Origin of the sequence: Pseudomonas caricapapayae (genome assembly GCF_001400735.1) — a bacterium.
Classification (GTDB): domain Bacteria; phylum Pseudomonadota; class Gammaproteobacteria; order Pseudomonadales; family Pseudomonadaceae; genus Aquipseudomonas; species Aquipseudomonas caricapapayae.
This window is the reverse complement of sequence record NZ_LJPW01000138.1, coordinates 1-14,371: the sequence shown is the minus strand read 5'-3', so window position 1 is coordinate 14,371 and position 14,371 is coordinate 1. Positions and strand designations below refer to the sequence as shown.

13 protein-coding genes and 3 pseudogenes are annotated in these 14,371 nt (G+C 54.1%); 7 read left to right on the top strand and 9 right to left on the bottom strand.

The genetic code is table 11. The features are described from left to right. Positions 1–1,811, bottom strand: a 1,811-nt coding sequence (locus ALO80_RS19080) for a condensation domain-containing protein (protein ID WP_144434239.1), incomplete at its 3' end; no start/stop codon positions are given. 638 nt (positions 1,812–2,449) lie between these two features. Beyond that, positions 2,450–3,600 (bottom strand): annotated as a pseudogene (locus ALO80_RS19075) (IS3-like element ISPsy29 family transposase). A gap of 217 nt (positions 3,601–3,817) precedes the next feature. Here ALO80_RS19075 and ALO80_RS32620 point away from each other — a divergent pair. Then, positions 3,818–4,978, top strand: a pseudogene (locus ALO80_RS32620) (HAMP domain-containing protein); the annotation flags it as partial. Next, entirely contained in the window at positions 4,979–5,854 is an 876-nt protein-coding gene (locus ALO80_RS32615; RefSeq protein WP_408003285.1) for a methyl-accepting chemotaxis protein, read from the top strand. It begins immediately after the preceding pseudogene. 17 nt (positions 5,855–5,871) lie between these two features. On the opposite strand, the gene ALO80_RS19060 is transcribed toward ALO80_RS32615, so the two are convergent. Beyond that, positions 5,872–6,150, bottom strand: coding sequence for a hypothetical protein (locus tag ALO80_RS19060; protein ID WP_003436873.1), 279 nt, complete (start codon positions 6,148–6,150; stop codon positions 5,872–5,874). Positions 6,151–6,224: 74 nt separating this feature from the next. Between ALO80_RS19060 and ALO80_RS19055 the strand changes: the two genes are divergently transcribed. Further along, complete coding sequence (locus tag ALO80_RS19055; RefSeq protein ID WP_050558000.1) at positions 6,225–6,704, top strand: hypothetical protein; 480 nt, start codon at positions 6,225–6,227, stop codon at positions 6,702–6,704. A gap of 78 nt (positions 6,705–6,782) precedes the next feature. Here ALO80_RS19055 and ALO80_RS19050 read toward each other — a convergent pair whose 3' ends face one another. From ALO80_RS19050 to ALO80_RS19035, 4 genes are all read right to left on the bottom strand, one after another. Continuing rightward, positions 6,783–7,034 carry a hypothetical protein gene (locus ALO80_RS19050; protein WP_003436870.1) on the bottom strand — a complete coding sequence of 84 codons (252 nt, stop codon included), beginning with the start codon at positions 7,032–7,034 and terminating at the stop codon, positions 6,783–6,785. Between the two features lie 16 nt (positions 7,035–7,050). Beyond that, on the bottom strand, positions 7,051–7,398 hold the full coding sequence (locus tag ALO80_RS19045; protein WP_003436868.1) for a type II toxin-antitoxin system ChpB family toxin: 348 nt from the start codon (positions 7,396–7,398) through the stop codon (positions 7,051–7,053). Further along, positions 7,395–7,649, bottom strand: coding sequence for an AbrB/MazE/SpoVT family DNA-binding domain-containing protein (locus ALO80_RS19040; protein WP_003436866.1), 255 nt, complete (start codon positions 7,647–7,649; stop codon positions 7,395–7,397). The genes ALO80_RS19045 and ALO80_RS19040 overlap by 4 nt, the downstream gene beginning before the upstream one ends. Before the next feature lie 935 nt (positions 7,650–8,584). Continuing rightward, positions 8,585–9,226, bottom strand: a complete 642-nt coding sequence (locus tag ALO80_RS19035) for an SOS response-associated peptidase (protein ID WP_055010126.1) — start codon at positions 9,224–9,226, stop codon at positions 8,585–8,587. Positions 9,227–9,381: 155 nt separating this feature from the next. Between ALO80_RS19035 and ALO80_RS19030 the strand changes: the two genes are divergently transcribed. After that, positions 9,382–9,930, top strand: coding sequence for a hypothetical protein (locus tag ALO80_RS19030; protein WP_055010125.1), 549 nt, complete (start codon positions 9,382–9,384; stop codon positions 9,928–9,930). A 236-nt stretch (positions 9,931–10,166) separates the two neighbouring features. Here ALO80_RS19030 and ALO80_RS32070 read toward each other — a convergent pair whose 3' ends face one another. Further along, a complete protein-coding gene (locus tag ALO80_RS32070; protein ID WP_235812497.1) occupies positions 10,167–10,649 on the bottom strand; it encodes a hypothetical protein in 483 nt (160 codons plus the stop codon). A 117-nt stretch (positions 10,650–10,766) separates the two neighbouring features. Between ALO80_RS32070 and ALO80_RS19020 the strand changes: the two genes are divergently transcribed. Beyond that, entirely contained in the window at positions 10,767–11,423 is a 657-nt protein-coding gene (locus tag ALO80_RS19020; protein ID WP_003436858.1) for an AAA family ATPase, read from the top strand. 85 nt (positions 11,424–11,508) lie between these two features. Further along, the gene (locus ALO80_RS19015; protein WP_055010124.1) at positions 11,509–11,760 is read left to right on the top strand and encodes a ribbon-helix-helix protein, CopG family; all 252 of its coding nucleotides are present in this window, start codon (positions 11,509–11,511) and stop codon (positions 11,758–11,760) included. Positions 11,761–12,219: 459 nt separating this feature from the next. On the opposite strand, the pseudogene ALO80_RS19010 reads toward ALO80_RS19015, so the two are convergent. Beyond that, a pseudogene (locus ALO80_RS19010) lies at positions 12,220–13,188 on the bottom strand (Y-family DNA polymerase); the annotation flags it as partial. 397 nt (positions 13,189–13,585) lie between these two features. Here ALO80_RS19010 and ALO80_RS19005 point away from each other — a divergent pair. Beyond that, positions 13,586–14,341, top strand: coding sequence for a hypothetical protein (locus ALO80_RS19005; RefSeq protein ID WP_055010122.1), 756 nt, complete (start codon positions 13,586–13,588; stop codon positions 14,339–14,341). The last annotated feature ends 30 nt before the right edge of the window (positions 14,342–14,371 follow it).

The window sequence follows — 14,371 nt, the reverse complement described above, 5'->3', positions numbered from 1 at the left end:
ACGCGATCATGCCTGGCTTCAGCCGCCCGGTTCACGCTTTGCAGATCCAGCATCGGCACCGCCAGCGCGCCCAGCAAGTCCCGGGTCGTACGCTGCACCAGTACCGCCACCGGCGCGCTGTCCTCCAGCATGTAGCGCAACCGCTCCGGCGGATACCCGGGGTCCAGCGGCACGTAGGCACCACCCGCCTTCAGGATCCCCAGCAAGCCCACCACCATCTCCACACTGCGTTCCACACAGATCGCCACGCGGTCGTCCGGAGCAATGCCCAGTGACAGCAAGACATCAGCCACCTGATTGCTGCGTTCGTTGAGGTCCGCGTACGTCACACGCTCGTCGCCGCAGACCAGTGCAAGCGCTTGAGGCTGCTGCTGCGCTTGCTGTTCGAAAAGCTGATGGACCAATAGATCCTGTTGCCAGGCCTGATGTGTCGCGTTGAACTCGACAAGCACTTGCCGACGTTCCGCTTCCTCCATAAGCGCAAGCTGGCCAATCGGCGTCGATTCATGAGCGGCAACCGACTCCAGGAGCAGCGTAATGCGGTCCCGAATCCGCTCAACTTCGTCAGGGCGAAAGCAGGCCAGATTGAAGTTGAAGTCAACGACTACGTCTTCATCCGAATAGTAATCACAGATAGCGATTGAGAACGGCGTCTGATCGAAGCCGCTGTACATCCTGATCGCCTTCGAACGGGCGCCGCCAAAGACAAAGTCTGCGTCAAATTTTTCGAATGAAAGCGTGATATCGAAGATCTGCTTGCGCCTGGAATGGCCAACATTCAGAGCGCGATTCAGTTCGGCAATCGGGAAGTGCTCGTGGCGGTAGCAGCGTCGCAATTCGGCGGCCACATCGCCCATCAATTCGAGCAGGGAACGATTGGGGTCAACCCGTACGCCGACCGGGATGACGGAAGAAAACATCCCGATCGTCTGCTTCTCGCGGGCCGTCGTGCGATTATGCAAGGGCATGCCGATGATGACTTCTTCTGCACCACCGACGCGTGAAAAATAGGCACTGACGACTGCAAAGAATGCCGCGACAGGAGAAAGACCGTGCTCGGTGGCAACCGCGGCCACAGCATTGAACAGGTCACGCTTGATCGTCGAGCGAATATGACCGCTCTTGCACATCGAACCCACGGCATGGTCGCCGGACCAGTGCAGCAGGGATGGCGGTATGTGTGCGTAACGTTCGCGCCAAAACGACCGGTCACGCTCCAGGCGCGGCGAATTCAGATAAGCCTGGTCTTTGGCCAGGAAGTCGCTGTAGGAAGGGCCGTCCTCGAACGCGTCGATGCCCACCATTAAATTGCTGTAGGCCTTCTCGACTGCATGGCAAAACAGCGTCACCCCTGCGCCGTCAATGACCAAATGATGGTAGCGGCCTAGCCAGTAGTGATGGGATGCACTGCACCGTACGAGCTGCGCTTCCCAAAGAATGCCTTCCAATGGATTGAACGGTCGGGAAAATGCGTGTTGAAGGTATTCCTGCGCTCGTTCGACACTGTCACCGTAGTCTGAAAAATCGACGAGCGCGAGTGTGATATCGACAGATGGCAGCACCCTTTGCCGGGCTATATCACTCTCCTGGAACAGGGCAAGCCGTAGCGCATCGTTATGCTTGGCAACGAGCTTGATAGCCCTCTCGAACATCGAAATATCGAGATCACCTTTGATCTCCAGCGTCATGCCGATGTTGTACAGCGGTATGCCCGAATTCGCTATCTGACCGAGCCAGATACCCTGCTGTACAGAGGATAGTTCATACGAGACATTGGAGTTGTTCGATACTTGTTGATGTGACGATGTCATGCGTAAACATCCCTGATTTTAATATCCTTTCGGGAGCCGAGTGACGATGTTCGCGGCCCTACCGAATTCCTGTAGTGCTGGCCAAGTTCCATACAGAACTCGGTAGTTACAGCACAAGTTTGTCGCAGATAAGCCGGATGTAAGCACCTGGCTTGTCCTGCCTGCATGACTGCCATAGGCACTTGGGAGAATGTCATGGATGTGCCGACAGTACCGGCTGGTATCACCTTGATACTTCCGGCCTGCGAGCTTCTATTTCCCCCTAAGTCGTGAACGGCCTGAACCGACGAAAAAAAGACGCTGCCCCCGGATAAGCTGCTACGCCTGCAATAATAGCGTTGACACTTACAAAGAGAAAAACAGAAATAAAGTGCTTGTCCCGCATTACCAGTGCACCCATCTCGCATTCAATAAACTGTTTTCGCTTCATTTGTCACAGCAAAAAGCGGGCATATAACCTTATTTGGAGGCGCTGGTTTGATCGGTGGGCTCGGGGTTTGCTCAAGGCTACGCCATCGGTAGCGTTCTATATCCGGTGTGCGGCGCCTGAGACGCCGAGCGTAGTAGCACGAGCGGGTCACTTCAAACACCTTGCACAGCCAATCAGCCGCTCGTGGATGTGAATCGCCCCGGATTCTCTAGACACCTTGCAAGCTCATTGCGTAACGTTTTTCAAACTCTACCGGTGACAGCTGATTGTTGAAACCATGGCGGCGTTTTGGGTTGTAGAACATCTCGATGTAATCGAACACATCACTACGGGCATCTTGCCGTGAGGTGTAGATTTTCCGCTTGATTCGTTCCCGTTTCAGAAGCTGGAAAAAGCTCTCAGCCACGGCGTTGTCATGACAATTGCCTCGGCGGCTCATGCTGGCAACCAAATTGTTTGCCTTCAAAAAACTGCGCCAATCGGAGCTGCTGTACTGGCTGCCCTAATCGGAGTGAACCATCACCTCTTGTTTCGGTTTTCGCCTCCAAACCGCCATCAATAACGCATCAATGGCCAAATCACTGGTCATCTGCGACTTCATTGACCAGCCAACGACCTGACGAGAAAACAGATCCAGCACCACCGCCAAATACAGCCAGCCTTCATACGTACGAATGTAGGTGATGTCGGTGACCCAAACCTTGTTGGGTTCCACGACATCGAACTCGCGCTTCAGTAAATTGGGTGAGGCGACCGCTGGCTTACCGCCGTACTTTCCAGGGCGACGTCGATACCCTGTCTGAGAGCGCAGACCTTCAAGACGCATCAACCTCGCCACACGATGCCGACCACAATCTTCACCGACCTCGCGCAGATCGTCATGGATTTTGCGATAGCCATAAACTCCGCCGCTCTCCAGCCACAAGTGCTTGATCAAACCCAGCAATCGCTGGTCGTCTTTAGCGCGTGCAGATTGCGGCTCAGACAACCAAGCGTAATAACCACTGGGATGGACTTTCAGCGTCAGGCAAAGCCGTCGAATGGAGTAGTCGCCCGCGCGCTGCTTGATAAAGGCGTACTTCAGCCGTACTCCTTGGCAAAGTACGCGGCGGCCTTTTTTAAGATGTCCCGCTCTTCAGTGACCCGCTTGAGTTCCGCTCGCAGACGACGCAGTTCAGCGTGCTGATCATCGTCTTGCTGCCGTTCTGCCTGAGGTTTGCTGTAGCGCTTTATCCAGGCATAGAGGCTATGCGTCGACACGCCAAGACGCGCCGCCACATCAGCGACAGGCAGCTTCTTTTCGGTCACTTGATTGACCGCTTGGATTTTGAATTCTTCGGGATAACGTGGGTTGCTCATGGCACCTCCTGATTGGCCTCAGTTTAAGGCATGGAGGTGTCTAGAGAATCCGGGGCGATTCAACCCTCACAGAATTTTACTCTGATAGTCCACTGAAGCTTCTATTGCTCCAGCCGATACGCTCTTTATAACGACGGAAACCGTCATAAATGTGCGATGGAGCCTCTTAGACAAGCCTAGGAAGGCATGCACTGATGCTTGAGTGATCGAGACCCCAATGAATTTATTTGCCCCTGCCCTGTACGTCACTAACCGTGTTCGATTCCCCATTAAGTTCGTCATCCTAGGAGTGATTGTCCTTATTCCTCTGCTGCTGCTAGGCACGCGGGTGATGCTTTCACTCAACACGAGCATCACAGGCATCAAGCATGAACAGGTAGGTCAACAATACTTGTTGGCTGTCACCCCTATCCTGCGTCTAACCATGATTCAACGGGCGCTGACCCACGGCATGCTCAGTGGTGATACCAACGCCGTCGCCAATGCAGCGCGAAACGCCGAAAAGCTGAACGATGCATATGCAGCTCTGGCGGCGCAGGACGCAAAATTCAGCACTCAACTGGAAACAGCAGATCGCGTTCAGAAGCTGCGTACAGCTAGCTTGCAACTGATTGAACGCGGGAAAGCAGGCGAAACACCTTTAGTGATCTTTGCTGCGTGGAACGACCAGCTAACCGACTTAATGAATTTCGTTTACTACATTACGGCCACTTCCGGCATGATTTTGGACGAAGAAGCCGGTTCGTTGTACCTCATCGATCTAAGCTCTATACGTCTCCCTCGGCAAATAAATCTGGTCGGACAGCTTCGCGGTCTGGCCAGCGGCTTTAGCGCTGACCGTCCTCTGGACGAGACAACTCGAATTTTTGCGCAGACGTTGTTGAAACAGGAGCTTCTAATACGTCAAGAGTTGCAGCAGAGCCTTTTCCTGCTTCGCCGCGAAAAGCCGGAACTCTTTGGCGTGGTTGAGCCGTCTGTAACAACCGCCATTACCGACCTGGAAAACCTACGTAAAGACCTAGCTGACTACCTTGACCCAAGCAAGCGCTCTAGCGTAAATGCCAACACCTTGGGCGAGCGCGGAAATGCCGTCGTTGCTCAGTTCTACAAAGCTCAGGATCAGATGCAGGAATCGCTACGTATTCGAATTGATGAGCGTCTGAATACGCTGCGTAATGAGCGTACCTTCGGCATTGAGCTGTTTACCGTCATCGCGATACTGCTGCTCTACGCGTTCGTCGGCATCTACAAGGCCCTGCGCTTAGGCGTTGATGAGCTTCTAGCTGTGACCGCACGTATTGCCCAAGGCGATCTGAGCGCGCGAGTTCGAATTAACAGCCACGATGAAATCGGTGATGTAGGCGAGGGACTTAACCGCATGGTAACGGCCTTCTCGGGCTCACTGAGCCAGGTGGAGCGCAGCTCGCACTCAGTCTCCGATGCGGCGAAGCGGCTAGAGATTTCTATCGGCCAAGCTAAAGCCTCAATGAGCTCACAACAGGCTGAAACTGAGCAGGTTGCCACTGCTATCAACGAAATGACCGCGAGCGTTTCCGACGTGGCCCAGAACACCGAGGGCGCAGCACGTGCCGCTGAATCTGCAAGCAATGCGTCTAACGACGGCCTGAAAGTTATGATTGAAACAAGTGCTGCTATTGAGGCTCTGGCCAACGAAGTAGAGCTCAGCGCAAGCAAAGTCGAAGCGCTGGCGACACACAGCAAAGAAATCGGTGGTGTGATCGAAGTCATCAGCACCATCGCGGACCAGACTAACCTTCTGGCCCTTAACGCGGCCATTGAGGCTGCGCGAGCTGGCGAGCAAGGCCGTGGTTTTGCCGTTGTGGCTGACGAAGTGCGAACTCTTGCCTCGCGCACACAAAATTCCACAGAGGAAATTCGACGGATCATTCAACAGTTGCAAGGCGCTACTGATGCCGCTGTGCAGCAGATGAAGGCCGGACAAACGCGAGCACGGGAGTGCATCGAGGCGGCGAGCCAAGCGTCTGGAAGCCTGAATCAGATCAATGAAGCAGTGGACGGCATCGTGGGGATGAACACTCAGATCGCCAGTGCTGCAGTGCAACAGCACTCGGTTTCAGAGGATATCAACCGTAACGTCATCGGCATTCGAAATAGCAGTTTGATCGTCATGGAAGGCGTAGAGGACAACGCCGTGACGGCTGACGAGCTTTCATTGCTGGCTAACGAACTTCGCAGCGTGGTCGGTAAGTTCAAGTTATCCGGCAATGCGTGAAAGGAATAGCAAACAGCTCAATTGTTGAAAGCGGGATAACGTGTCTTGATCAGGTCTGACTGGGTAATGATGCCCACCAGTACCTGATCGGCGTTTTGGGTCAGCACGTTACCATTTTGATTTTTTTGGAGATAATGCGCCCTAACGAGCAGCCGCAGGCTTAGAGCGTGCTCAAGTGCCATGCCACACGCAACCAGGGCGACCTCATGGCGTATGACTGGGAACGCTCTTGCATCCTGCAGCACCACTAGAATCTCGGTATGCAGACCGTCAGAGCTGTTCAATAGTTCATCCATGCGTTTTTTTCCTAGGATCAATTCATTTCCGATAAACTTTGTTCGTCACTGACCGTCAATTTTTAGAGGCAGGTATGCAAACCGATCGACATTATCCAAAAAATCCTGCTCCCGTTGGTACAGTTCTGCTGACTTCCTATGAATCATTCGCGCATGAAAACGAGATACCTAAATCTCGTGCTGCCGACGCATTAAGAATGGGCAAAGAGCTCGCCGATGGCTTTGATGATGAGGCGCATCATTTAGGCGCTATGATGCTGATGATTTCTGACGTTCCAGCAGATCCGCTGCTGAAAGCATCTGCTGCTCAGAAAGGTTCTGTGCTGGGACTTGCTTCGCTTGGCTACCTGTTATCCTATGGATCTACTGGTGAAAAAGCTAAGCGCATCATCGAAGCAGGTGGTGGTGTTTTTCTCATAAGACTGAGTGGTGATATTGAAAACCCTAGAGCAGATATCAAGGTTTTTAGCTCCTGGTCTGAGTACCAGAAATTCCTTGAACCCATTTTGAAGACCGGTGGCTTTTTTCCAGGGAAAACATCGTCTTTTTCCTAATAGCAGCTCTTGGGGACTGGCTTTGAAAATGACCACTTAGGTCCCCAAGGTTGGGTTAGGGCGCAACTGGGCGCTTTCCTACTGTCCGTCAGGATCAACCGCGACCCACGCTTTCGCGCCGTTGTAGTCATCACCGCCTTGTGCCATGTAGACCAGCCCGGCCATGTCCACGGCGTATGCGCCTGGTCGTTCACTTTCTGGATCACGCAGTTCGTTTTTCCAGCCATACACTTCGCCTTCCCACACCAGCACAACACCAGCGGGGTGTTCCTGGTTGCTTGCCCGCCACTTTGTGGCGGTTGCACGTAGCGCCTCGATCACCTGTTTCATGGGCAATTTTTTCCTGCTATTCAAAGAGTGCTTGGACGCGGGCCAGCACATCGTCAATCACCACCTCGGGAACAGACTCTATACGCTTGGCGCCTCGGGCCTCAAGGTCAACAGTGCGGATCTGGTTAGACAGAACAACACCCTGAGTCTCGGTGCCTGAACCGCTCAACGGCACCGCAAAACCCGCATATCGGGCAAAGTCGCCGCCTTGTGTGATCGGTGCAATCACTGCGAGCCCCGAGGCGTTGTACGCCGCTGGCGTGAGAACCAGTGCCGGACGAAAATCGCCCTGCTGCTCACGGCCGGACGTTGGGTTCAGATTCAAACGGACAATATCGGCCCGAGCGTACTTCGCTCTCTTCACACCTCACGCCCCACCGGCTGCATAGCGTTCCAGGCGGCAAGCTCTGCTGGTTCCTGCGCGTTCAGGTCGCACTGAGACATTAGGTCGGCCAGTTTGTAATGTGGTTTGGCCTTCGCAGGTTTCAGCGTCATTAATTCAGGCGTGAAATCGAGGCTCAGCACATACCCAACAGCCAAACTCATTTGCTTGAGCACGTCAGATGGCAAGCGAATCGCAGCGCTGTTGCCCCACTTTTGAATTTTTACTTCCATCATAAGCACCCTTAATGTAGATCTACCGTAGATACACTCTCAAAAAAAGCAAGCAATATGTTTATACAATGTGTCTACAATGCCAGCTCAAAGGCGCGTCGTAAAGTGCCTTGATCTACCGTGAGATACGGCTTCGTGTGACTGAGACAAGCATGGCCGAGGAGCATCTGGACTATCTCCACATCGCCGGTTGCGGCGAGTACTTCGCTGCTAACGTGCGGCGACCGCTGTGTGACGATCCTCCCTTGATTCCCGCTTGACGATAAAGGCGACTGAAAGTCTGTTGCAGGGTGTCGCAGCACCGGTATACCTCCGGACCGCTGTCGAGCATGCGATGCTTGAACGCAAGCTCGAACGCTTCACCCTTATGGCTGAGAATGAGTTTTGAGTTTGGGCGTAGGCCGAGAAAATCGTCAGATCCAGCCCCCCCCAGCCACGCTGCAATCGCACATCCATCCAACGCTCTAGGGCATCGATGCACTTGGTATGCGTGAGGTAGACGTTCCTGGCACGCGACCCTTTTGTGATCGTAGAAGATAGGTGCACTTCAGAGCGCACGGCTCCAGATGGGTGTAGCACGCTGGATGTTTCAAGCTGGGCCAGCTCTGTGACGCGCAGGCCGGTTGTGTGAGAGTGAGTCAAAGCAGCAGCACGTCCCGCTCTGGCATGCGACCTGTCACCTAAGCGACTCTTATGAGGTGTTTGAATTGTCCAGGTCGAAGGGATGTTGCACGACGGATCTTGGCTGTCATGGGACTCTCTATCAGGATTGGCGGAAATTCGCTGTCGTTCCAAAGAGTGTCAGCAGTGGGCCTCCGGGAAAGCCTACCACCAGTGTTTATGCGGTGTTATAGGAAAATGCTAAAGCACCTGCAGCAGGGTGCCGGACACAGCCAGCACAACGCCTCACCCTGCCCTGCTCCAGGTAAAGCCCATCACATGGACACGGTCAACCTATCTGCCGGGTACTGGTTCATGAACGCAGCGCTCTGCTCCGGACCCGCCGTCAACCAGTCCGCATACGAGCCCTTGGGCAAAATCACTACCATGCGCTTTTCATCCTGGGGCTTGTGGTACGCCTTCATGAAGTCGTGATCATCTGCATTCACGGTCAGCATGGTGTAGCTGTGCAGGATCTGGTCGGTGGACGGATCGCGCCACCGCTCCCAAAGGCCCGCAATGCCAAGCAGCTCGCCGTCTGCACGGGCTATACGCGTGGCAATTGCCTTGCCTGATCGCCAGTCCGGCTCGTAGATGGCCACCGCAGGGATAATGCAGTGTTGCGCCTGGCGCCATGCATGTCGGAACGACGGTTTCTCGGTCACGGTCTCTGATCGAGCATTGTACGTGCGTTTGGCAAACTTGCTGTCCTTACTCCAGGACGGGATCAACCCAAAGGAGCCGGTCAGCACTTCCATGGTTGCGGGAGAATCGTTGTCATCTGCCCTGCCGTCTGGGCGGCGCAGGAATGGGTCGATGTAGCCAGGCCACAGATCGAGCCTGCCCTGGTCGAACAGTGCGACCCCAAACGCTTCAGCGACCTGGTGGGGTGACGGTGCTTCATAATGGCTGCACATAGAGCCTCGCAGGCAGGTGTGGATGTCTGCATGTGAGATGCCCACCTGCCCCGCCGTTCCATTGGTTTTGATTGGCTGTGCACCCCACGCTTCGCCGGGGCAGGTTTAATTGTGCTGCAAACCCCTTACACTCCGCGTTCAACAAGGAGTCCTGCGTGGTCGACCAGCCTTATTTCCCCGAACTGCTCATAGACGGCCAGAGCATTGACCTGGCACATCTTGAGCCCTTCACATTTGTCATCCACAGTGAAAAAGCCAAGCGCGAGCTGCGTGTGCATGTGACGTTCTCCACGCATTGTTTCAGCATCAGCTACCTGCAGGAGAACCATCCCGCAGGGCAACCCGTCATTGATGCCGCTGCGGCCAGGCCACGCACCTTCTGTCCAATCCGATATCGACTGTCCCACCAGCTGCCCGCACTCATCCAGAGCCTCAACCATCCGAAAGCCAAGGTGTGGGAGACAGCGACAGAGCGCAACTGGTGTTATTCGATCACCATTGATGACCCGAAAGGCCCATACCACGTGTTTTTCGAAGTGCGTCGCGCTACGGGTGAGCGTCGGCAATGGCAGGATCTGAATTTGGTGGTGGAAAGCGCGTATCACGAGGCCGATGGTGGCGGGCCGAGGCTCAAAGGCTCGATGGCCTTTCCGCTGCTATGCGGCAAAATCTATTTGCGGGAGCCAACGTCTACAAAACGCTAACGCCAGAAACGAAAAAGGGTGCCATAGGCACCCTCTTCGTATTCGGTGTAGCAGGTCCGGACACCACTCGGCTTTCGCCTCGGTTCGCCTTGCGCGAACACCCTTGCGGGCTAGGGAACGTTCTATCTCATCCGGTCAGTCGTTCCGCATTTGCAGGGCTATATTCAACTATTTGTTGATTAGGTTCAAGGTCTGCTGATCATTTTTGATCAATGGGCCTTGCTGTCTGCCCAGTTTCAGCGCGCCCGCCAAGTGTAGTAGGCGATTGCATACCCACCTATCAGCAGAACGGCGAAACCGCCCCACTGGGTGTACCCGTTCGCCCACCATTCCACGTCTTGCTGCTCGATCGGCAAGCCCGGGAAGTACAGTGACTTCGTTCCCCAATACTGCATTGCCGGCCACATACCACTCCAAACAGTTGATAGCGCAAGGGGCAATAGGGCTCTCATGCCAAGGAATCCATCCGTCAACTCATTCCACGCTGCGTAGCCTATGAGGCCCACACAAAGCACGATGCTGAACAGCAGACGTCCTCCCGCGGAAACATCCAGCCCGACCTGGTCAGAGAACGCCTTCGCAAGTGCATAACCGACCAGCGCTATCCCCGCGGCCAAAGCGACCATTTCTGCAAAGTGGTTTCTACGGTCATCCATACGAAGCACCTCCATAGCTAGCTCGTTTTCCAGATCATAATTGCAACCCAATAAATCAGCCACCCGCCACACAGTTGGGATGATGAAATACCATAAGGATGCCTTTACAACATCAAAGGGATTGACATCGGATACCGAAAGGATATCCTTTCGGTATCTAAAACACGTCAGGAAACCCGCATGGCAATTTTCGTGGTTGGAAATAGTAAAGGTGGTGTAGGCAAGTCGACGCTCACTGTTCAAATAGGAATGGGGCGCGCGCTGCAAGGCAGGGATGTGCTCGTCGTAAACAGCGACCGCCAGTCCTCGTCGTCTAAAGCAATTGATCGTAGGGATGCAGCCGGACTAACGCCCAGCCTCACATTAGTCGCGTACCCCGAAGGAGAGCAACTGCGGACTCAAGTCCTCAGGCAGCTCGAAAAGTACGACGATATCATCATCGATGCTGGTGGTCGGGATAGCTCTGCATTTCGTCACGCCATGATGATTGCAGATGTAATGCTTGTACCAATCGCACCTGGTAACTTTGAGCTCGACGCCTTGGAGGACGAGTTGGTGCCATTGATTCGTGAAATTCAAGCCTCTCGCGCAGACAATCCGCTGCCGATTTATGCCTTCCTCAACATGGCCGAACCCAAGAAGTACTCCAGTGACAACATCAGTACGCGTAAGTCGATTGCGGCTTTTCCCGAACTGCAGTTGATTGACCTTACGATCACACGTCGAAAATCTATCGCTGCGGCCTCAACTCTCGGCATGGCCGTCTCGGAAATGAAGCCGAAGGACATTAAAGCGTGCAAAGAGATTGATGGATTAATCAAAGCCCTGTTCGACTGATAAAAGGGCACTCAAATAGTGTCCCATGGATACATCTATGATATCCTAAGGATATCCCAAAAGTACCTTTTTAGATGGTGATCACATGGCAGTCATACAACGAGCCCCCAAACCAGCAAGTGCTGATCCTGCAGCGGCGACGGCTGCCGCAAAGGTTGCAGCAACAGCTCCAGACAGCAAAGCGAAGAAAAACATGCGTGGCAATCGAGAGATGTTCTCCGTTGGGTTCGAGCCAGATCTGCTCGCGGAGTTTGATGCTGCTCGTAACAAGCTTGGGTTATCCAGGCCAGCGCTGATCAAAATCGCTGTGCGTCGCTTGCTGGACGCAGGGGTATAGATATCTCCCCTGCAAACGCTTTCACCTGCGAGGGCATTGAGTTGATCCAATGCGATGTCCTTGAATTATCAAATTCTCGACCTCAAGAATTCCAATGAAGGCCCCTTAAGACACCTAATAGATACCAATATAGTACTAGTTAGATATTTATTAGATACCTTAAGGATATCCCAGCCCGTAGCCATGTGATTTCTACCCCAGCGTGCCTGCTTCTGCACTGTAGTGACAGTGAAGAACTGTGCGACACGGGTAGTACGCTAGAAGCGGGCTAGGCGCCCCAGTGTAAGAACCAGGCAGCTGCCGCCGACAGAGCGACCGGAAGATGATAACCATATTTTGCGCCAGAGTTCTGCTGGCCCGATTCGGCTATAAAAATATTCATACAATACTCTAAAGGACCTAATTAGATACTAAAAGGATATCTAATTGGTATCCTTTTAGTTGCGCCGGAAGCGTTCTTTATTTCGCTTTTACAACCCACAACTGGTCAAGCCGCGTCGTAAAACTCTGGCTCATCTGATCGCGCCTCATACCCCAATCAGGCGTTACTGGTACTGATCCTGTACGCAGCGTGCCACGGCCCCACTTGTGATTGATCAGGTCCAACGCAGCCATGAGACGATCGGAGCTCAATGGCTGCACGGCAGAGAACAGGTCATCGGTAAACTCGCCTGGCTGGCATATGTCCATCAGCAGCACTTCTGCTTTGCTGTACCTGAACCCGGGCCGGTAGATACGCGTGACAGCATCCGTCGCGTATTTGGTCAACAGTCGGACATCATTGGTAGGGTAGGGCAGCTGGACAAGTGCGCCATTCAAATACTTGGCCTCGTCAGGATTGAACATGCCGGTGCGGATGCTGACCCTGATCTTTTTGCACACAGATCCTTGGGCACGCAGCTTCTCCGAAGCACGCATCATGTAGGTGGCCACCGCCTCTTTGATCGGACCCAGCTCAGTCAGTCGCTTGCCGAACATTCTGCTGCAGCAAATCTCCTGCCGGGGCGGTTCGACTTCGTCAAGCTCCAGGCACGCAGTACCAGCCAGCTCGCGTGACGTTTTCTCGATCACAACACTGAATGTTTTGCGCAGCATCCAAGGATCGGCCATGGCCAGGTCCTTGGCCGACAGGATCTGCATGCCCTCCAGGTGCGCTTTCATCTTTCGACCGATGCCCCACACCTCACCGACAGAGGTATTGCGCAGTACCCAATCACGTTTCATTGGGTCGCAGATGTCCACGACCCCGCCTGTGTGCACCTGGAGACGCTTCGCAGTGTGATTGGCCAGCTTGGCCAGGGTCTTGGTCGGTGCAATGCCCACACCCACGGGAATGCCGGTGCAGCGGTAGACTTTGGATCGAATCGATCTTCCCAACTCGGTCATGTTGCCTGGCACACCGGTAAGGTCTAAAAATGCTTCGTCGATGTAAAGGAAAGAAGAACAGCCATGGACATGGCTTCAGCCCAGAAATTCCGCTACTCACTCTCCGATGTCGAATGTCCATAGAAAAAAGCTCTTTTCTAGGAAATTGAGGCTTGAAGTCCATACCGGAAGACTGCTCACCACATCGCTTGCATCGGTAGTAGCTTCTGCAGTTTCACCATCTCACCGCTAAACAGCACTTTTCCGGTAGCGGACTTAGCTAGCTTGGTACTGCTCAGCATCCAGAACCTCTGTCCATGCAGCATCACGCCTGACAAGCTACTAGGGCGGCGGTCAGTAGGCGGGCAAACGGAACGCGACAAAGCATCTCGCAGGCAATGGCCACTTGCGATCCAACTTAGCCCGGCCTTTAATCGACGGATCTGAAAAGGAGACGGATATGCCATTGTTGGACGCGATTATCGGGTGGGCAGGCGGACTTCGACCCTGGCAGCAGGAAGCACTGCGCCGGATATTTGCCCAGGCCGAACTAACTCAAGATGACATCGAGACCATTCTGCGAATGGTTCGCGAGCAAGAGCGGGAAGAAGCAACTACTGGGCAAACCCAGCCATTCACGTTAGACGACGTACCAGGCGCCGGAAGTGGCTCAACCGTGCGGCTAGTAGGTGTTTCGGGGCTAGACCAGGTGAACGGCTTCCCATCCGGTCGTGCCTTTGACCTCGCACCGGAGGGCATGACCATTTTCTTTGGTCATAACGGCGCCGGCAAATCCGGGTACGCCCGCGTCTTCAAGAACGCCTGCAAAGCTCGGCATCGGGTGGATGTTCTACCCCACGCCTTTGAGGCGGCAACCCCAGCTAGACCGCCATCAGCAGATTTTGTCATTTTGGTGGATGGCACTCCGGAAACCGCACGTTGGGTCCAGAACGGGCCAGCCCATTTGCATTTGAGCTCGGTCTCAGTCTACGACGCGGCTTGTGCCAATGACTACATTGATGCGGAAGGAACCCCTGCATTTCAGCCCTATGGACTCACTCACCTAACGCGTCTAGTCCTACTTCAGCGTGATTTGCAGGTACGGATTGGGACCGAACGCAATGCCTTGATCCTGGACCCCCGACAATTCGAACCGCTTAAGGGTGACACCGAAGTCGGTCGCTACATTGCCAAATTAGGTGTAGCGGCTCGATAACATCGGTGGTCTGGCCCGATTACATCACTC

What these genes read in the sequence shown, in the direction of transcription:
- ALO80_RS19040 (WP_003436866.1), bottom strand. Translation starts at nt 7,649, where the DNA reads ATGGAAGTAAAAATTCAAAAGTGGGGCAACAGCGCTGCGATTCGCTTG.
- ALO80_RS19060 (WP_003436873.1), bottom strand. Translation starts at nt 6,150, where the DNA reads ATGGATGAACTATTGAACAGCTCTGACGGTCTGCATACCGAGATTCTA.
- ALO80_RS19015 (WP_055010124.1), top strand. Translation starts at nt 11,509, where the DNA reads ATGGCAGTCATACAACGAGCCCCCAAACCAGCAAGTGCTGATCCTGCA.
- ALO80_RS19055 (WP_050558000.1), top strand. Translation starts at nt 6,225, where the DNA reads ATGCAAACCGATCGACATTATCCAAAAAATCCTGCTCCCGTTGGTACA.
- ALO80_RS19005 (WP_055010122.1), top strand. Translation starts at nt 13,586, where the DNA reads ATGCCATTGTTGGACGCGATTATCGGGTGGGCAGGCGGACTTCGACCC.
- ALO80_RS19035 (WP_055010126.1), bottom strand. Translation starts at nt 9,226, where the DNA reads ATGTGCAGCCATTATGAAGCACCGTCACCCCACCAGGTCGCTGAAGCG.
- ALO80_RS19020 (WP_003436858.1), top strand. Translation starts at nt 10,767, where the DNA reads ATGGCAATTTTCGTGGTTGGAAATAGTAAAGGTGGTGTAGGCAAGTCG.
- ALO80_RS32615 (WP_408003285.1), top strand. Translation starts at nt 4,979, where the DNA reads ATGGTAACGGCCTTCTCGGGCTCACTGAGCCAGGTGGAGCGCAGCTCG.
- ALO80_RS19050 (WP_003436870.1), bottom strand. Translation starts at nt 7,034, where the DNA reads ATGAAACAGGTGATCGAGGCGCTACGTGCAACCGCCACAAAGTGGCGG.